Source organism: Leptotrichia sp. oral taxon 417 (genome assembly GCF_013394865.1).
GTDB lineage: Bacteria > Fusobacteriota > Fusobacteriia > Fusobacteriales > Leptotrichiaceae > Leptotrichia > Leptotrichia wadei_A.
The window spans coordinates 1,469,670-1,489,830 of the sequence record NZ_JABXYV010000001.1 but is presented as its reverse complement, the minus strand read 5'-3'; the positions used below and the strand labels follow the sequence as shown (position 1 = coordinate 1,489,830).

The window sequence follows — 20,161 nt, the reverse complement described above, 5'->3', positions numbered from 1 at the left end:
TGCCTTTTTTTATTTTTATTCTTCAATTTCAATTTTTTTAAATTCCATTCTCACATCAACTCCGTCTTTCCTATTTTCCAAATAAATTTCTCCATCATTTAATAAAATAATATCTCGTATAATAGAAAGTCCAAGCCCTGCTCCTTTTTTAGCATTTTTACCTTGAAAATTACGATTAAATATTTTTTTCTTTTCTTCTTCAGGAATTCCTTCTCCATAATTTCTTACAATAATTTCAACTACTTCACTTTCTTTCGCAATTAATTCAATATTTCCAATAGAATATTTTATGCTATTGTCAATCAATCCACGCAAAACTTCTGAAATCAAGTTTTTATCGACAAAGATGTTCGCATTGTCATCAGATTTTACTAAAATTTCCCTTTTGATATTCAAAAGTTCATAATCTTTTTTTATTTTTTCAAAAAGTTGTTTTACATCAATAACTTCTTTTTTAATAGTAATTTTTTCAAGATTGGAACTTAAAAACAGTGTATTTATAATTCTTTCAAGATTTTTTACTTCAATATCCATATTTTCAATGGCTTCTTCTAATAATTTTTCATCATCTTTCCCCCATTTTAAAACATCTAAATAACCTTTCATTATGGCAAGTGGCGTTTTCAATTCATGTGACACATCAGAAGAAAATGTTTTCTGACTTTTTATAATTTCCTCTTTTTTCTTAAAAGTTTTGTTTAATACATCAATTAATTCTCCAATTTCATCATCTCTTGTTTTTGTCAATTGTGCATCAATATTGTGTTCATTCATTTCCTTACTTTGGAAAATTATGTTTGTCAAAGGATTTAACACATTTTCAGCAACAATTTTTGAAATTACGATAATCGAAATTGTGATTAAAACAAACATTAAAAGCATGACATACAAAATTTCATGTGCTTCCATAAATTCAAAATTTCTTATTGCATAATATTTTGTATTATTCACAGTGTAAATTCTTTTGTAGACAAATCTGTCCCATTTTGTTTCAAGTTTGTTCTCTTCAATTTTCTTAAAATCTGAATGATTTTCATCATCTGTCAAATAAATAAAATTCCCATTTTTTTCAACCGCAAGAGAAATATATTGTTTATCGGCATAATCGTAATTTTTGTAAGTCTCTTTCAATTTATCAGTCGGAACATTATTTAATTTTTCAATGGCAGATAAGACAAGTTTATCCATTTCTTTAGTTTCAGCTTCAACAGCTTTATGAATTAAAAATATAGTCATTCCCAATATAATTATAAATGAGATAAAAACTAGACTTATCGTATTTGCAAAAATTATTTTGTCTTTTATCTTTTTCAATTTTATTTTTTTCATATTTTTAAAATATACCCAATTCCTCTCACAGTTTTAATTTTTTCTTTTCCCAATTTTTGCCTAATTTTTTTTATCGTACTGTCAAGCAGATTATCACTAGCTTCCCAACCCCATATTTTTTCAACAATTCTATCTCGTGAAACAATTTCCTCTTTATTCTCAATCAAAAGCTTAACCAGTTCAAATTCCGTTTTTGTCAATAAAACAGGTTTTTCTTCCAAATAAACAGAATAATTTTCCGTATTTAACTTTAATGTTTTATAAATAATTTCAGAAATTTTCTCTTTTCTAATATTTATGTCAATTCTTGCATCAAGCTCAAGAAAATCAAAAGGTTTCGTAACATAATCACTAGCTCCCGATTTCAATAAGTCAACTTTTTCTTCAATGTTATTTTTTGCAGAAACAACGATTATTGGAACTTCTGATATTTTTCTAACATTTTTGCAAACATCATTTCCTTCCATCAAAGGCAGTCCCAAATCTAAAAGCATCAAATCATAAAAATCCCTCTTTTTATCAATCTCATTCAAAGCATCAATACCATTTTCAATTACCGTAATTTCATGATTTTTCCGCTCCAGCTGTAATTTCAAAATTCTAGATATTTTTTTATCATCTTCAACAACCAATATCTTTCCCATTTTTCTTTTATTTTTCCTCTCCAAAATTTATTCAGTTTAAATTCATTTTAAAATTTATTTTTTATGTTAATATTACTTATCTTAAAAATATTATATCTTAATTTTAGAAAAATAAAAAGATATAAATAATAATTTTTTCATTACTAAACCTAATAATTGGGAGCCTCAAAAACTCCTGTTTTTTATTGGGTAAATATTTATTTTTTATTTATTCAGTTTAAATTCATTTTAAAATTTAATTTTTGTGTTAATATTACTTATCTTAAAAATATTATATTTTAATTTTAGAAAAATAAAAAAACATAAATCAAATAACTAATAATTTTTTCATTTAAATAGAGAAGGAGAAGTGATACAATTGAAACCAATAAATTATATTTTTTCTGTAGATAAATTCTTTTTTAAGCATTTATCATATATTTCAGATTCGAGTATTTTTCGTCATTCAGAAAGTACTGAAAAATTTTTTCATTTTATTACTAAATTTGGAGAAGGATATTTTGAATTGTTGTTGACAGTTGTGTTATTATCGTTCTTTTTGATAAATAAAAAGAAATACAATTATTTAAAAAAATATATTTTAGCAATAATTTTTACTTTGCTTTCGACTCAAATTACAGTGAATATAATGAAAGTATTATTCGCAAGAGCGAGACCGTCAATAACTATAAATCCTGATAAATTTTATGGAATCATGACTATGATTAAAGACAGCTCGTTTTGGAAAGGAAGTTATGTATCTTTTCCATCAGGACATACAATTACTATTTGGGGAACAATTTGGATTTTATCTTTTATTATAAAAAGTAAAGCAATAAAAATACCGTTATTTATCTTAGGAATTTTAGTAGGAATGAGCCGTGTTTATTTGGTTCGTCATTGGAGCAGTGATGTTGTTGCAAGTATTATTCTTTCATATTTTATCGCAAAATTTGTGCATAAAAAAATATTCGGAAATAAAGTTAAAAAAGCAAGACCAGTTTTTGTTCCATTTTATAGAAAACTTAATATTGGAATTTTTAAAAGAAAAGTTGCTTAATTTATAATACTTTTAATAAAAAGATAGCAAGAAGTCTCCTACTTCTACAAGTGGGAGATGAATTGCTTTTTTTTTATTGAAAAAAGGATACATCCATGATATAATTTTTGTATAAAATATCGAAGAGAAGTTATAAATAATAAAATTTCTAAAGAAATAATTAGAAATAATATTCAAAATCAAAAGGAGGTGTAATTTTATGAAATATAATTTAGCATTCAAATATAGAATTTATCCAAATAAAGAGCAAGAATTATTGATAAATAAGACTTTTGGATGTGTTCGCTTTGTTTACAATACAATTTTGTATATTGCTAATAAAATTTATGAAGAAACTGGGAAAAATAAAATAATTACACCTGCCAGTTTGAAAAGTGAAAATAAATTTTTAAAAGAAGTAGACAGTCTGGCACTTTCAAATGCTCAATTGAATGTAAAACGATCGTTTACGAATTTCTTTCAAAAGAGGGCAAAATTTCCAAGGTTCAAATCTAAAAAGAATAATGTTAAAAGTTACACGACAAATTGTGTGAACAATTCGATACGAATTGAGGAGAATAAATATTTGGTCTTGCCAAAATTGAAAAGAATAAAATTAAAATATCATAGAGAAATACCAAAGAATTATAGAATAAAGTCGGTAACATTGACAAACAGTAATGGAAATTATTATGTTTCTGTTTTGACGGAATTTGAAAAAGAAACTCAAAAAATTCCAAGCAATGATAAAGTAATTGGACTTGATTTTTCAATGTCTGAATTATTTGTCAGTTCTGAAAACCAAAGGGCTGATTATCCAAGATATTTTAGGATGCTGGAGAAAAAATTGAAAAAATTACAGAAATCATTATCAAGAAAAGTGAAATTTTCTAAGAATTGGTATAGACAAAAAGAGAAAATATCAAGATTGCATGAGTATATCAAAAATTGCCGAAGGGATTTTTTGCATAAATTATCGAAAAAATTATCTGAAGATTATAATGCTGTGGTTGTTGAAAATTTGAATATGAAAGGGATGAGCCGGGCATTAAATTTTGGGAAAAGTGTAGGAGATAATGGATGGGGAATGTTTTTGAGGATGCTTGAGTATAAACTGATGTTTTTAGGGAAACAATTTTTGAAGATAGATAAGTGGTTTCCATCATCGAAAACTTGTAGTAAATGTGGAAACGTTAAAGAGAAATTGAAATTATCAGAAAGAAACTATAAATGTGAGTGCTGCGGGATTGAAATTGATAGAGATTACAATGCGGCATTGAATATAAAAAAAATTGGGAAATTGATGTTGGAATATTAGGAAAATAAAAAAAGACAGGGCAGGGACTGCCCGAAGAGCTTGGTAAATATATTTGGCTAGCAAAAGCAGATACTTCCCAAGAAGCTCCTGCTTCTAAAAGCGGGAGTAGTTCACTAAAGTATAACTTAATTTACTTAATTTTTCAAGATTTAAAAAAATGAAAATTAAATATATTGATTAAAATTTAACTAATTTTTTCAAATTATAAAGAATTATTTAGAAAATAAATTTTTTAATTTAATTTATTATTAAATATTTTTAAATCCAATTTGTTTGATATACAAATGAAAAAAATTTATATAGGATAAATAACTCTGATAATACAAAAAGTCAATATTTATTGGCTTTTTTTAAATTATATATAATATATATGCAATCATAAAAAAAATATATATTATATATCGTTGACACAATTTACGATTGGTATTATAATTAATACATAGTTGAAAATTAAATTAGAGGAAATTATGTTTGGAGGACAAAAAATGGGTATAAGTTTAACGTACAAGATTTTGAAAAAAAATCTTCTAAAAGGAGAATTAAAAGCAGGCAACGAAATCGCCGTAAGAGTTAATCAAACACTTACACAAGATTCCACGGGAACGATGGCGTATTTACAACTAAATGCAATGAATGTTGACAAAGTAGCAACGGAAATTTCTGTGGCTTATGTCGATCACAATATGTTACAATCGAGTTTTGAAAATGCAGATGATCATGAATTTATTAAAACATCAGCTGAAAAGCATAATATTGTTTTTTCAAAACCTGGAAATGGGATTTGTCATAGATTGCATTTGGAAAGATTTGGTAAACCAGGAAAAATATTGATTGGTTCAGACAGCCACACACCTACTGGTGGAGGTCTTGGAATGCTTGCAATTGGAGCAGGTGGACTTGATGTTGCGATTGGTATGGCAAGAGGACTTTATTATTTAAAAGTTCCAAAAATTTATAACATTGAACTTAGAGGGAAATTACAACCTTGGGTATCAGCTAAGGATATAATTTTATATGTTTTAAAAGAATTGACAGTAAAAGGTGGAGTTGGATTTGTAATGGAATATACTGGAGAAGGTATAAAATCACTATCTGTTGAGGATAGAGCCACTATTACAAATATGGGAGCTGAATTAGGAGCTACAACTTCAATTTTCCCAAGTGATGAAAATACTAATACTTTCTTGGAAAAACAATCACGTGGAGAAGATTTTGTAGAATTATTACCTGATGAGGATGCAGTTTATGATGAAAAATTAGTTGTTAATTTGGATGAATTAGTGCCACTTGCAGCTTTTCCTCATAGTCCTGATAATGTGCATGAAATTCCAAAAGACAAAAAATTGAAAGTTGATCAAATTGCAATTGGTTCATGTACAAATTCATCTTATTCAGATTTTATGAAACTTGCAGCAATTTTAGATGGGAAAAAAGTTCACCCAGATGTGAGTCTTGTTTTATCGCCAGGTTCAAGTAATATTATGAAAATGATTTCAGAAAATGGAGCATTGGCTAAATTTATAGCGGCTGGAGCAAGATTACTAGAAGCTGCATGTGGACCTTGTATCGGAATGGGACAAGCACCAAAAACAAATGGGATCTCACTTAGAACATTTAACAGAAACTTCAAGGGAAGATGCGGAACAATGAGTGCTGGAGTTTACTTAGTTAGTACAGAAACAGCTGCTGCATCAGCAATTACAGGATATTTAACAGATCCAAGAGAATTGGGGGCAGAAATTATCATTGATGAGCCAGAAAAATTTGAAGTTTCAGATAATTATTTCATTTTCCCAAATCCTAATGAAGATGAGGCGAAAAAAGAAAGAGAATCTGTAAAAATTGTTATGGGGCCTAATATTAAGCCATTCCCAATTGGAGAAGAATTAAAAGACAGCTTTACTAAAAAAGTTATTTTAAAAACAGGAGATAACATTACAACAGATGATATTTGTCCATCGAATGCTGCATTATTGCCATTCCGTTCAAATATTCCTAAATTATCTGAACACTGTTTTGAAACAATTATTCCAGATTTCAAAGAAAGATCTGAAAAAAATGATGGTGGAATTGTTGTCGGTGGAGAAAATTATGGACAAGGTTCTAGCCGTGAACATGCTGCATTATTGCCACTTTATCTTGGTATAAAAGCTGTTATCGCAAAATCATTTGCAAGAATTCACAAAGCAAACTTGATTAACAGTGGAATTATACCATTAGAATTTGAAAATGTAGAAGATTACAACAATATAGATGAATATGACGAATTACAATTATCAGATATTCCAAATTCATTGATAAATGGAAGATTTATTGTTAAAAATCTTACTAAGAATATCGAATTCCCTGCTAAATTCAATGGTTCAGAAAGAGAACTTAAAATATTGAAATTTGGTGGATATTTGAAATTTGCTACAAGTGATGAATTTTTGAGTTAAAACGTGAATAACAGTAGTTCTAATTTGATTTTGAGTTAAAGAATTTCGAATAAATTAGCTCTTTATTTAAACTAGAATTACTGTAATTTATATAAAAAATAATTTAGAAAGAGTGGAAGATAATATGAAAAAAATTACATTAATACCTGGAGATGGAATTGGATATGAAATCTCTGAAAGTTTAGTAAAAATCTTTGATGCAGCGAAAGTTCCTGTGGAATTTGAAACTGAAAATGCTGGATCGGATGTTTATGAAAAAACTGGAGAACTTATACCTGAAAGTCTTTATGAAAGCGTTGAAAGAAACAAAATTGCAATAAAGGGGCCTATTACTACACCAATTGGAAAAGGTTTTAGAAGTATAAATGTGTATCTTAGAAAAAAATACGATTTGTACACAAATTTTAGACCTTCTAGAAATTTGCCTGGAATTGAAACTCGATATGATAATATTGATTTGGCTATTTTCCGTGAAAATACTGAAGGAATCTATATTGGTGAAGAAAAATATGAAAATGAAGAAAAAACTAGTGCAATTGCTGTGAAAAGAATTACGAGAAAAAGAAGCGAAAGAATTATTAAAAGTGCTTTTGAATATGCAAAGAATAATGGAATTTCGAAAGTTACAGTTGTTCATAAAGCAAATATTTTAAAATTCACTGATGGAATGTTTTTGGATATTGCAAGAGAAATTTCAAAAAAATATGAAAATATTGAGCTAGAAGAACTTATTATTGACAATATGTGTATGCAACTTGTTACAAATCCTGAAAGATTCAAAGTAATTGTTACAATGAATTTATACGGAGATATTTTATCTGATTTAGTAGCTGGACTTGTTGGAGGACTTGGAGTTGCACCTGGGGCTAATATTGGAGATGATATCGCTATTTTTGAGGCAGTACATGGATCAGCACCAGACATTGCAGGACAAAATAAAGCAAATCCGCTTGCATTGCTACTTTCTTCAATCGAAATGTTAAAATATTTAAAACTTGATGATTTTGCTAAAAATATTGAAAAAGCTATTTTAAAAACATTAACTGACGGTTGTAAAACAGCAGATTTAGGTGGAAATGCTACAACTACTGAATTTACAGATAAAATTATTGAAAATCTGAAATAAGGAGTTGGTGAAAACATGAAAACTGATTTTATTAATGAGCTGGGAGTTATGTTTACCGAGAATAATTCTATTTCAGACGATATTTATAATAAATTAAATGTAAAAAGAGGTCTTAGGAATAAAAATGGGACAGGAGTTCTTGTTGGATTAACAAAAATTGGTTCTGTTTTAGGATACTCAATCGATAAGGACGGAAAAAAAATTCCAGCAGACGGAAAACTTTATTATCGTGGTATTCCTATTGAAAAACTTGTAGCTCTATTTAAAAAGGAAAAAACTTTTTGCTTTGAAAAAACAATATTTTTATTGCTTTTTGGTAAAGTCCCTTCTAATTTTGAATTAAAAATGTTTATCAGTACTTTGAAAGAATACCAGCATTTACCAGATGAATTTATCGAAGATTTTATATTGAGAAAACCGAGTACAGATATAATGAATCAGCTTCAACGTTCTGTCTTATGTCTTTATACTTTAGATGAAAATCCAGATGATGTTAGTCTTTCAAACTTGATTGATCAATCTTTAAACTTGATTGCAAAATTTCCTAGCCTTCTTGTTTATTGTTATCAAGCGTGTAATTACAAGCATTTTAATAAGAGTTTGATTATTCATAATCCAGTGGAAGAATATAGCATTGCACAAAATGTTCTTCACATGCTTAGAAGCGACAATCAATTTACAGAATTGGAAGCTGAGGTTTTAGACTTGATTTTAGTTATCCATGCAGAACACGGAGGAGGAAACAACTCAACTTTTACTTCTCATGTTGTTTCTTCGACTAGAACTGATACATATTCGTCAATTTCTGCCTCGATTGGAGCCTTGAAAGGACCTATGCACGGTGGAGCAAATTCGATGGTTACAAAAATGGTGGAAGACATTAAGAAAAATACTAATCCATATGATGAAGTTAAATTAAAAGAATATTTGAAAAAAATATTTAATAAAGAGGTATTTGATAAAAAAGGTAGAATTTATGGTATGGGACATGCTGTCTACACAATTTCGGATCCTCGTGCTGTATTATTAAAGAAAAAGGCTTATGAATTAGCAAAAGAAAAAAATGCACTTGAAGAATTCGAGTTATTTTCAAATATTGAAAAACTTACAAAAGAAATTGGAAAAGAAACTAAAGGAAAAAATTTCGAAATTTGTGCAAATGTTGATTTATATTCAGGATTTGTATATAAACTTTTAAATATTCCACAAAATATTTTTACCCCACTTTTTGCTCTTGCTAGAATTGCTAGCTGGAATGCGCATAGAATGGAACAAATTTTAGTTGATAAGAAATTAATCAGACCAGCTTATAAGGCAATCGATGAAGATGGGAATGTTTTGTTATAAATTTTTAAATAGCAGAATAATTATTAATTTTTTTACAAGGGTAATATAAAATAGAATTTTTATTTTTTAAGCGGGTTTAGTATAAGATGGGGAGAAAGTTTTGTTCTCCTTGTTTTTTTATTATAAATTGATTTTTATTTATCCGAGCCATTGTTATTTTTCAATTTTTGAGATATAATAAAAATGATGTTTCTTGAAAGGAGATATGTCTGTGAGCAAATATAAAGAGGTTTATAATGATATAAGGGAAAAAATTACAAACGGAACGTTCAAGGCAAGAGAATTTTTAGAAAGTGAGTCTGAACTGGCACGTAAATATTCGTATTCTAAAGATACAATAAGAAAAGCGCTTTCTATGCTTGAATTGGATGGATATATTCAAAAAATTAAAGGGAAAAATTCAATGGTCTTGGAAAATGGACGGTTTAAAAACAGCTTATCAAATCTTAGGACTTCAAAGGAACTTAACAAAATTGAAAATATTGATATTGCTACTAATTTGGTTGAATTGGATGTTGTTAGTGGAATTAAGGAAATTATGGATATTTTTGAAGTATCTGAAGAAGTTTCGTTTTATAAGGTTTCACGTATTCGTATTTTGGATGGGGAAGCTCTTGAGTATGAAACAACTTATTTTGATAGAAGGATTGTTCCGTTTCTGGATAAAAAAATTGCAGAAAATTCAACTTATGATTATCTTGAAAAAAAATTACATCTAAAAATATCCCATTCACGACGTGAAATAAAATTTAGATATGCAACTGAAGATGAACAGAAATATATGGATTTAAAGGATTTTAATGCGGTTATCGTAATTGAAAGCCACACTTACTTGTCTAATGGAACATTATTTCAATATGGAGTAAATTCCTACAGACCAGACAAGTTTGTATTTTCAACAGTGGCGAAAAGATAGGTTGGTGAAAATTTGTGAGAATTTTAGTAGTTGAAGATGAACAAAATTTGAATGATATAATTGTTAAAAGATTAATTTTGGAAAAATATGGTGTTGACACTTGCTTTAATGGAAATGATGCGCTTGAATATATTTTTTCAACTGAGTATGATGTTATTGTATCGGATATTATGCTGCCTGGAATAGATGGATTTGAGATTTTAAAGAGAATAAGAGAAAAAGGGATAAAAACGCCAGTTTTACTGCTTACTGCATTAGATGGAATTGAAGACAGGGTAAAAGGGCTTGATTATGGAGCTGATGACTATTTGGTAAAACCATTTGCATTTGATGAACTGATGGCTAGAATAAGAGTGCTTTTACGAAGAAATTCAACAAACGGAAATTCCAATGCAAGTAATATATTTTCAATTGCAAATTTAACGGTAAACTGTAATTCTCACGATGTTTTTCGTGATGATGTCCCAATAAAACTCTCAACAAGGGAATTTACAATTTTGGAATATATGATAAGAAATAAGGAAAGAGTATTATCTAGGGAGCAAATTGAACAGCATATATGGAATTATGACTATGAAGGCGGTACAAATGTTATTGATGTCTACATTAGATATTTAAGAAAAAAAATTGATAAGGATTTTGAGCCTAAATTAATTCATACGGTTCGTGGGATTGGCTATGTTCTGAAAGTTGAGTAAATTAAAAGTTAAATCAATTTATTATTTAGAATAAAAAATAAAAAATTTAAAATAGGAAAGTAAAGGTATGAAGAGATTTGTTAATAGTAATTGGATACAGTTAAAAATAGGTCTGTGGTATATGGGAATTATGATTCTGCTTGTAATTTCTTCGTTGTATATTGTATTTTATATAAGTGAAAATATTATTCATTCAAGCGTGCGAACTTATTTAAAGGATGTTGTAATTCATAGGCTGGACTATTTAACGATAAAAAATGGAGAAATTATAATTGACAGTAATTTTGATACAATGATTCAGAATGTAGAAATTTCCATTTATGATAAGGATTTTAAATTTCTTTATGGAAATTCTCCAAATGGATTTGAGATGGATAATAAAAAGTCGAAGGATGATAAAATTATAATTGTAAGAAGTCATAATCAAAAGTGGTATGTTTACAATAAAATGATTAATCTTGGAAGTTATGGAAAAGTATGGATTCGAGGAGTAATGCCTAATATTGGACAGTCTAGTGCCATTGAAACGGTCATTCATATTTCTTTTATAATTTTGCCGTTTTTTCTTATACTTTCAGCAATTGGAGGATATATTATTACAAAAAATGCCTTTACGCCAATTAAAAAAATTAGAAAAATTGCAGAAGAAATTAATGAGGGGAATGACTTGTCACAGCGGATTGACCTTGGAAAAGGCGATGATGAACTTCACACTCTTGCAAATACTTTTGACGTGATGTTTGACAGGCTTCAGACATCTTTTGAAAATGAAGTGCAGTTTACTTCAGATGTTTCCCACGAATTGAGAACTCCGATTACAGTTATACTGACACAGTCGGAATATGGAAAAAATCATATAAAATCAATTGAAGAAGCACAAAGATCCTTTGGAATCATTGAAAAGGAAGGGCAAAAAATGTCAAAACTGGTGTCACAGTTACTGACTCTGGCACGTATGGAACGTGGAAAACAGAAATTGAATCTGGAAAATATCAATTTAAGTGAGCTGCTGGAAATGACTGTGGAAACTCAAATTTGCGCTGCAAAAGTTAAAAATATAAAATTTGTCACAAAAATTGTTCCAGAAATTTATGCAAAGATTGATGAAATGATGATTATACGAGTTTTTACAAATTTGATTTCAAATGCAATTTCCTATGGAAAGCAAAATGGAACAGTTATCGTTGAATTATTTTTAGATGAAAATAAAAATAAAATTATTAGCAGAATTTCTGATGATGGAATAGGAATTCCAAAAAATGAACTGGATAAAATATGGCTGCGATTTTATCAAGTAGATCCATCCAAAAGTGGCGATAATTCAGGACTTGGACTTTCTATGGTAAAAAAAATTATAGAGCTGCATAATGGAGAAATTTTTGTGGAAAGTAAATTTGGCTTGGGAACAACTTTTACAGTAATTTTGTAAATAAAAACTAAAAAAACAGGGAAGAGTTAGTTGACAAAAATAACAAAAAAATTTATTACTCTGAAATGCCAATTAACAGATTAATAGATATATAGAACTAAAAAAATGAAAAGTTCTCATTTTTCTTTAATGTTTATATGGTATTATTAAACTGTCAGAAAGAATGATACATAGCTCAACTTAAAGTATCAGACTTATTTACTCGAGTAAAGCAGTTTAAATAATTAATGTAAAAATGAAAAAAATATACTAGTATTATGAGAAATATAGAAATTTTAGTAACTGTATATCTATGAGGAAAAATGTAAAATTATAGATAAATGGACTGTAGGAATTATTTAAAACAGAAGGGAGGCAGGCTTGTGAAAATCAGATTTTTAAAAATGACATTACTTGGAATGTTATTAGCCAGTTTACTAGTTTTTCCGATTGGAAAGGAAAGAAAAAAAGTGAATGTAATCAAGGCAAAGCAGATTGCTCTAGCCAAAGTTCCCGGAGCGACATTTGCGAATGTTCTTGAATTTGATACGGAAGATAATGGATTTTATAAGGGTAAAATTAATTATCGAAATGTTGCTTATAATTTTGAAATAGATATTTACACTGGAAAAATAATTAATTGGAGTGAAGAAAAAAGTAGTAATAAATAAAAAAGAGTTTATGGAGAAAATGATATGATAAATAGAATAATAAAAAAAGGAAGTTTTAACTATATAGTTACTTTAGCAATATTTCTTATTTCTGTCAGTTTTTTGACAAGGGGAAGTGTTATTGATCAAAGAAATGAAATAAAACTGGTGCCGAAAATTAATATAAAAACTTCTGATACACAAATAACACCAAATAGAGCAAAGGAAATTGCATTGGCACATGCTGGAGTTTCAGAAGCGGCCGCTAATTTTAAAAAAATTAAATTGGATAATAAAAATGGAAAATCTGTTTATGAAATAGAATTTATTGCAAACAATGCTAGATATGAATTTATTATTGATGCAAAAAGCGGTTCAATAATAAAATTTGAAAAAAGATAGTTAAAGTAAATTGAAAAAAATTAAAATAAAAAAATAAATTAGAAAATATAGATTAAAATGTGAAAAAAATGAAAAAATTAAACAGTAAAAAAATAAAGACTATTTAAAATTTTAAAAATAGTCTTTTTTTGTTAAGAAAATAATACTAAATCCCTTTTAAAAATAGAAACTAGATTTTATATTAATTGCTAACAGCGGGATCTTTATCCCTTGCAAATAGGATTTATAACTAGTCTTATATTTAAATGGGAAATAGTATAAGTTATTTATTATTACATTATTCCAAGATAAGCAGCACCTAAAATTCCTGCATCATTTCCAAGAGTAGCTGTGGCAAGTTTTAAATTTTCAAGAGTTGATGGGAATGCAACATCTTTTAATTTTTCTTTTACACGGTCAAATAAAATATCTCCAGAAAGTGCAACTCCACCACCAATTACAACAATTTCAGGATCTAATGTGCTGAGCAAGTTTCCAATACCGAAAGCCAATTTTTCAGCTTCGTAATCTACAATTTCAAGTGAAAATTTATCATTTTCTTTAGCGGCATCAAATACATCTTTTGCTTCCAATTCTCTGCCTTTTGTCATTTCATAAAGTAAATTTTGCTTGTTTACTGCAAGACGGCTGTTTGCTTCACGGATTATTCCAGTAGCAGAAGCATAGGCTTCCCAGCATCCCTTTTGTCCGCATCCGCATAATTTTCCATTTAGTTCAATTTTTATATGTCCAACTTCTCCACCAGCTCCGTTTTCTCCACTGACAAGTTTTCCATCTACAATAATTCCGCCACCAATTCCAGTTCCGATAGCAAGTCCTAATACATTTTTATATCCTTGAGCAGCACCTTTCCACATTTCTCCAAGTGTGATAACGTTGACATCATTATCAACTTTTACTGGTTTTCCAAGATTTTTTTCAAATTCTAATGCAAGGTCAACTCCATTTTTCCAAGGGAAATTTGCCCAGAATTTAACAATTCTAGAATTTAGCACAGGACCTGGAACTCCTACACCAACTGATAAAACATCATCAAAGCTGATGTTGCTTCCTTCAATTTGAGTAAGCAAAATTTTTGACAATCTTTGAATTGTTTCTGAAAATCCTTCCATTGAATCGGTTTTTACAATAGTTTTAAAAATAATATTACCTTTTTCATCTACAAGTCCAATTTTTGTGTTAGTTCCTCCTAGATCAATTCCTACGTAGTATTTCATAAGTCCTCCTAATTAATTATAATTTTTTTATATATTTTTTATTTTATTTAAAATTAAATAAATTATTATATTAATATTAGTCTACCCCATTTATTTGGCATTGTCAATATTAGGGCCTTACTTTTGTGCCATTTCTTTTGATTTTTCTGTACAGGCTTTAACTGCTTCCATTACAGTTCCTCTAAATTTACCATCTTCTAATACTTTTAGAGCAGCAATTGTAGTTCCGCCAGGAGAAGTCACCTCATCTTTTAAAATACCTGGATGTTTTTTTGTTTCAAGCATCATTTTAGCAGAACCTAAAACAGCTTGAGCAATAATTTCATAAGCCTTATCTCTAGGCATTCCTTCTAAAACTCCGCCATCAGCAAGAGCTTCTATAAACACATAGACATATGCTGGAAGAGAACCGCTAATTCCAGTATAAACATGCATAAGTTTTTCATCGATTTCTATACTTTTTCCAAAACTGTTCAGCAATTTAAAAATAACTTTCTTCTCATTTTCTTCAATGTTTGAATTAAAGGAAACAGCCGTCATTCCTTCCATAACCTGAGCAGGCGTATTTGGCATAGTTCTTACCACTTTTTTATCACTTCCAATAATTTTTTCAATAAAGTCAATACTAATTCCAGCTGCAATTGACAAAATTATAGTATTTTCATCCAGTTTATCTTTAATCTTTTTCAAAACTATCGGAACAATATTCGGTTTTACCGAAAGAATAATAATATTACTTTTTTCCACAAGTTCATTTTCAGTTTCAGCCCTTTTCACGCCATATTCCTTCACTAATTTTTCAACTTTTTCTTTATTTAAGTCAAAAACAGCTACATCATCACTTAAAAGAAAATTAGAAGTTGTAACACCTTTTAATATCGAGCTTCCCATATTTCCAGCTCCAATAATTCCTAATTCCATTTTGAATCAGCTCCTTTTTTATTTTTTCTATCTCATTTTTTTCTTTTCAATCTTTTGCTTTGAAAATTTTCTTACTTTTTTTATAGACAGTTTCATTAACTCCCAATTTTAAATTCACAAGGCATGCAATCACAAAAAAATAATCTGAAAGTCTATTTATATATTGAAATCCAATTTTGTTTATATCTTCGCCTGCTTCAATTACAGCGGCCATTTTTCTCTCAAGATTCCGTGTACTTGCCCGAATTGAATGAAACATGCTTGAAATCTTGCTTCCGCCTGGAATTATAAAATATTCTAGTTTAGGAAGCAAGGGGATATATTCATCCATCCTTTGCTCAAGCCATTTCACATCATCAATTTTTTGCTTATATTCTCGCAGTCTGTCAGGTGTTGCAAGATCACTTCCACAGTCAAATAACTGCTGCTGAATATTTTCACATTCCTTGCGGATTTCTCCTAAAATTTTATTTAATTTATCATTTTCACGAATTTCAGCCACAATTACCCCAAGCAACGAGCAAACTTCATCCATCTTTCCATACGCTTTTACCCTAACGTGAGTCTTGCTGACCCGTTTTCCGCCATAAAGCCTTGTAAATCCTTCATCGCCGTATTTTGTGTATATTTTCATAAATTCTCAACTTTCTTTATACGAAATTTTTAGTTTCCAAGTTTTTCCAGCAGTCCGACAACTTCAATATGTGCGGTTTGCGGGAACATATCCACAGGCGTAATTTTCTTCAATACATACCCATTTTCAGTCAAAATCTTTACATCCCGTGCAAAAGTCGCAGGATTGCAGGAAATATAGACAATTTTTTCAATTTTATTTTTTATGACACTTTTTAAGGCAATTTCTTCAATTCCACGTCTTGGCGGGTCAAAAACGATCGCTCCAATATTTTCTCTTTTTAGAATTTTTGGAAGTTCCTTTTCAACTTTTCCATTTACAAATTCCACATTTTGAATGGAATTTTCGTAGGATGTTAATTTTGCTGCAAGAGTAGAACTTTCAACACTTTCAATTCCAATAACTTTTTTTATGTTTTTAGAAAGCATCATTGCAATTGTTCCTGTTCCAGAAAATGCGTCAATTACTGTTTTTTCATAAATTTTGCCATTATTTTTGTTATTTTTTTCTTCATTTAAAAATTCAATCGCTGTGTCATAAAGTTTAAGTGCCTGTTTTTTATTAATTTGGAAAAATGAATTTGGATAAATTTTAAATTTTAATTCTTCCATTTCCTCTTCCAAATACTGGCTTCCAAATAAATGAATATTTTTTCCTAAAATCACGTTATTTTGTTCAGTTTTTACGGAAATATAAACTGACTTTATGCACTCATTTTCATCATACATTTCTTCCAGTACTTTTGAAAGCTGATTATATTGGGAATTTTTATTTACAATAACAATTATCATAACTTCATTCTTTTCATTGTTTCTAACCATTATTTGCTTCAAAAATCCAGTGTTATTAATTTCATTAAAAACTTTAAATTCTTTTTTTGTACCTGAAAAACTATTTACTTTTTGTAAAAATTTATCAATAATCATTTTTGCAATTTCTGATTTTAAGAGGTTTTCTTTAGCCAGAAAAACATTGTGGGATTTTCTAGAATAAAATCCTGTTTGAATAATCCCATCCTTTTTAAAAAATGGCTCAGCCGTTTTATTTCGATAATTAACCTTTTCATCACTTCCAATAATTTTCCCAACTTGTACATTCTCCAAATCAATTCCTGAAATTTTTGTGAGAACTTCTTCAAGCATTTTATCCTTATACTCAAGCTGTTTTTCATACTTTAACATTCCAAAGTCACAGCCATCGAAATCTTCAAAACTAACTTTGGATAAATCTTCAATCCTATCTTTTGACGGCTCAATTATTCTAGTTATCAGCCCTCTAGCATAAGACTTTTTCACAGAAATAATATCAATTTCCAGTTTATCTCCTGGTACGCTCATTGGCACAAATACAGTAAACCCATCAACTCTTCCAAGACCTTCGCCGCCAAATACTATTTTTTCTATTTCAATTTCCAGCTTTTGCCCAACTTCATAATTATTTTTTATTTTATTCATCTTATTCCTTTTTTATTTTAAATATTCTAAAATATTTTTCAATTGTAATCCCATTCCAATTTTTAAACTTTCTTCATCAATATTAAATTTAGGATGGTGTAAATCGTAAATTAATCCCTTTTCTTCCACTCGTGTTCCCAGTCTGAAAAAACATCCAGGAATTTCATTTAAAAAGTAGCTTACATCTTCAACATCCATTCTAGGCTGCTTTATTAGTTCCAAAGCATTTTTACCATACAAATCAACAATGTTATTTTCCACTCTTTCTGTCATTTCATCATTATTAATTACAGGTGCATAACCACGTACAATATCAACATTTGCTGTTCCGCCTAATGCTTCTACAAATTTAGGCAAGTCTCTTTCCAATGTTTCAATTATAAATGTTCGTGTTTCTTCAGACATTGTTCTGGCTGTTCCCTTCATTTCTACTTTGTCACAGACAACATTATCAGCAAAACCTCCATTAAATGCCCCAATTGTAATTACAGCCTCTTCTCTTGGGTCAATTCTTCTGCTGACAATAGATTGAAGATATTCCATAACTTTTGCACCGATTAAAATTGCATCAATTCCCTTATGAGGCAATGCGGCATGAGCTGAAACTCCATTTATTGTAAGATGTATTCTTGCTGATGAAGCGTGTGCCTTTCCATATTTTAATCCAATTTTCCCAAGTTCTATTTCTGGAGCCATGTGCAATGCAAAAAAAGCATCTATTTTTCTATCTTTTTCCTTTTCAAATTCCAATGCCCCAGCTTTTATCATTCTATCTGATCCCCCAGAAGTTTCCTCTGCAGGCTGAAAGAAAAATCTTACAGTTCCATGCCATTTATCCTTATTTTCTGCCAAAACTTTAGCTACTCCAAGCTGAATAGTTGTATGTGCATCATGTCCACAAGCATGCATTTTTCCAGTATTTTTAGATTTATAGTCAACATCATTTTCTTCAAAAATCGGCAATGCATCAATATCCGCACGAGTCGCAACGGTTTTATTTTCCATATTTTCCTTATCATTATAAATAGTCGCAACAACTCCTGTATTTATAACTTCAAAAAATTCAATACCATTTTCTGTCAAAAATCTTTTTATCAATTTACTTGTTTCAAATTCTTCATCTCCAAGTTCAGGATTTTCATGAATAGTTCTTCTAACTTTTACCATTTCATCATAAATTTTATCAACATTTTCCTTTATAAATTTATTTATCTCTTGTGAATCCATTTTTTATCACTCACTTTCTAAAAAATTATGTAACTTAATTATATCAAAAAATATTGGCTTTGTAAATTTTTGAAAAATAAATGAATGAGAAAATAAAAGGGTGTGTAAAAATTTTTGTGTAAACCTCTAAATAATATATGGTAAAATAACTATATAATATTTGGAGGTTTTTGTTATGGCTAAAAAGAAAATTGACAACGAAATTTTTAAAACACTGATTGAGGATTACAATATTAAAGATACTAATGATATTAAGGATTTGCTTTCGGGTACTATTCAAACTATGCTTGAAGCTGAAATTGAGCATGAACTGGGGTATGCTAAACATTCTATGAAAGATAAGACTACTTCTAATGCTAGAAATGGACATTCCAAGAAAACTGTTAGAAGTGAGTATGGCAATATTGACTTAGATATTCCTAGAGATAGAAATGCTGAGTTTGAACCTCAAATCATCCCTAAATATCAAAGAGAAATTACTGGTATTGAAGGACAGATTCTTTCTCTTTATGCTAAAGGAATGAGCAACAGAGATATCGAGGACCATCTCAATAATCTTTATGGAATTGATGTTTCGCCATCTATGATCAGTAAAATTACAGATAAAATTATACCTGAAATTAGGGAATGGCAGTCTAGACAGCTTGAGGATGTATATCCAATAGTTTTTATGGACGCTATCCATTACAGTGTAAGAAAAGATGGAGTTGTTGTTAAAAAGGCGGTATATTTAGCTATAGGAATAGATAAGGAAGGAAGAAAGGAGGTTTTAGGATTTTGGATAGGAGAAAATGAATCAAGCAAGTACTGGCTAAATGTTTTAAATGAATTGAAAAACAGAGGAGTTCAGGATATACTAATTATGTCTGTTGACAATTTAGGGTTCAGCGAAGCAATATCTTCAGTGTTTCCAAAGACAGAAATTCAAAAATGTGTAGTTCATCAAATTAGAAACAGCATAGATATATATCTTACAAAGATACAAGGGAATTTACATCAGACTTAAAAGAAATGTATAATGCACCAACACTGGAACAGGCAGAGTTTAAACTGGATGAATTAGAAGAAAAATGGAGTAAAAAGTATATGGCAGTAATTAATTCCTGGAGAAGTAACTGGAATGAGTTGACAACATACTTTAAATATGATACAAAGATAAGAAAGCTGATATATACGACAAACCCGATAGAAAGCTTAAACAGACAATTAAGAAAGTATACAAAGACAAAATCACTTTATCCGACAGATGAAGCATTAATGAAATCAGTATACCTAAGCTTAAAGGAAGCAACAAAGAAATGGACTGGAAGAATACCAGGCTGGGGAGAAATATATTCACAGTTAAGTATTTATTTTGAAGGAAGAATTTAAAAACAGGATGATAAAACTACCATCCTGTACCATATATTATATT

General features: G+C 29.2%; 17 protein-coding genes and 1 pseudogene. 11 read left to right on the top strand and 7 right to left on the bottom strand.

Going from position 1 to position 20,161, the window contains the following annotated elements:
* Positions 1-15: 15 nt before the first annotated feature.
* Positions 16-1,329: a HAMP domain-containing sensor histidine kinase gene (locus tag HW276_RS06875; protein ID WP_178937922.1), complete on the bottom strand. Its 1,314-nt coding sequence runs from the start codon at positions 1,327-1,329 to the stop codon at positions 16-18.
* Positions 1,326-1,973, bottom strand: a complete 648-nt coding sequence (locus HW276_RS06870) for a response regulator transcription factor (protein WP_147003757.1) — start codon at positions 1,971-1,973, stop codon at positions 1,326-1,328. The genes HW276_RS06875 and HW276_RS06870 overlap by 4 nt, the downstream gene beginning before the upstream one ends.
* Before the next feature lie 349 nt (positions 1,974-2,322).
* On the opposite strand from HW276_RS06870, the gene HW276_RS06865 reads away from it, so the two are divergent.
* From HW276_RS06865 to HW276_RS06820, 10 genes are all read left to right on the top strand, one after another.
* Positions 2,323-3,012, top strand: coding sequence for a phosphatase PAP2 family protein (locus HW276_RS06865; protein WP_315514573.1), 690 nt, complete (start codon positions 2,323-2,325; stop codon positions 3,010-3,012).
* 199 nt (positions 3,013-3,211) lie between these two features.
* A complete protein-coding gene (locus HW276_RS06860) occupies positions 3,212-4,309 on the top strand; it encodes an RNA-guided endonuclease TnpB family protein (protein ID WP_178937921.1) in 1,098 nt (365 codons plus the stop codon).
* Positions 4,310-4,794: 485 nt separating this feature from the next.
* A complete protein-coding gene (locus HW276_RS06855; protein ID WP_178937920.1) occupies positions 4,795-6,747 on the top strand; it encodes an aconitate hydratase in 1,953 nt (650 codons plus the stop codon).
* Between the two features lie 124 nt (positions 6,748-6,871).
* A complete protein-coding gene (locus tag HW276_RS06850) occupies positions 6,872-7,873 on the top strand; it encodes an isocitrate/isopropylmalate dehydrogenase family protein (RefSeq protein ID WP_178937919.1) in 1,002 nt (333 codons plus the stop codon).
* Between the two features lie 15 nt (positions 7,874-7,888).
* Positions 7,889-9,220 (top strand): citrate/2-methylcitrate synthase, encoded by a 1,332-nt coding sequence (locus HW276_RS06845; protein ID WP_178937918.1) that lies wholly within the window; start codon positions 7,889-7,891, stop codon positions 9,218-9,220.
* A 211-nt stretch (positions 9,221-9,431) separates the two neighbouring features.
* Positions 9,432-10,136 (top strand): UTRA domain-containing protein, encoded by a 705-nt coding sequence (locus HW276_RS06840; RefSeq protein WP_370464631.1) that lies wholly within the window; start codon positions 9,432-9,434, stop codon positions 10,134-10,136.
* A 14-nt stretch (positions 10,137-10,150) separates the two neighbouring features.
* Complete coding sequence (locus HW276_RS06835) at positions 10,151-10,834, top strand: response regulator transcription factor (protein WP_178937916.1); 684 nt, start codon at positions 10,151-10,153, stop codon at positions 10,832-10,834.
* Between the two features lie 67 nt (positions 10,835-10,901).
* Entirely contained in the window at positions 10,902-12,263 is a 1,362-nt protein-coding gene (locus HW276_RS06830; protein WP_178937915.1) for a cell wall metabolism sensor histidine kinase WalK, read from the top strand.
* Positions 12,264-12,625: 362 nt separating this feature from the next.
* Positions 12,626-12,913: a PepSY domain-containing protein gene (locus HW276_RS06825; RefSeq protein WP_178937914.1), complete on the top strand. Its 288-nt coding sequence runs from the start codon at positions 12,626-12,628 to the stop codon at positions 12,911-12,913.
* Positions 12,914-12,937: 24 nt separating this feature from the next.
* The gene (locus tag HW276_RS06820; RefSeq protein WP_178937913.1) at positions 12,938-13,294 is read left to right on the top strand and encodes a PepSY domain-containing protein; all 357 of its coding nucleotides are present in this window, start codon (positions 12,938-12,940) and stop codon (positions 13,292-13,294) included.
* A 272-nt stretch (positions 13,295-13,566) separates the two neighbouring features.
* Here the strand turns inward: HW276_RS06820 and HW276_RS06815 are convergent, their stop codons facing one another.
* From HW276_RS06815 to HW276_RS06795, 5 genes are all read right to left on the bottom strand, one after another.
* Positions 13,567-14,511 (bottom strand): ROK family protein, encoded by a 945-nt coding sequence (locus HW276_RS06815; protein ID WP_178937912.1) that lies wholly within the window; start codon positions 14,509-14,511, stop codon positions 13,567-13,569.
* Positions 14,512-14,628: 117 nt separating this feature from the next.
* On the bottom strand, positions 14,629-15,432 hold the full coding sequence (gene proC, locus HW276_RS06810) for a pyrroline-5-carboxylate reductase (protein WP_147003746.1): 804 nt from the start codon (positions 15,430-15,432) through the stop codon (positions 14,629-14,631).
* A 46-nt stretch (positions 15,433-15,478) separates the two neighbouring features.
* Entirely contained in the window at positions 15,479-16,066 is a 588-nt protein-coding gene (locus HW276_RS06805; protein ID WP_178937911.1) for a cob(I)yrinic acid a,c-diamide adenosyltransferase, read from the bottom strand.
* A 29-nt stretch (positions 16,067-16,095) separates the two neighbouring features.
* The gene (gene rlmD / locus HW276_RS06800) at positions 16,096-17,520 is read right to left on the bottom strand and encodes a 23S rRNA (uracil(1939)-C(5))-methyltransferase RlmD (RefSeq protein WP_178937910.1); all 1,425 of its coding nucleotides are present in this window, start codon (positions 17,518-17,520) and stop codon (positions 16,096-16,098) included.
* 12 nt (positions 17,521-17,532) lie between these two features.
* Positions 17,533-18,747 (bottom strand): M20 family metallopeptidase, encoded by a 1,215-nt coding sequence (locus tag HW276_RS06795; protein ID WP_178937909.1) that lies wholly within the window; start codon positions 18,745-18,747, stop codon positions 17,533-17,535.
* Between the two features lie 175 nt (positions 18,748-18,922).
* Between HW276_RS06795 and HW276_RS06790 the strand changes: the two are divergent.
* Positions 18,923-20,118, top strand: a pseudogene (locus tag HW276_RS06790) (IS256 family transposase).
* Positions 20,119-20,161: the final 43 nt, after the last annotated feature.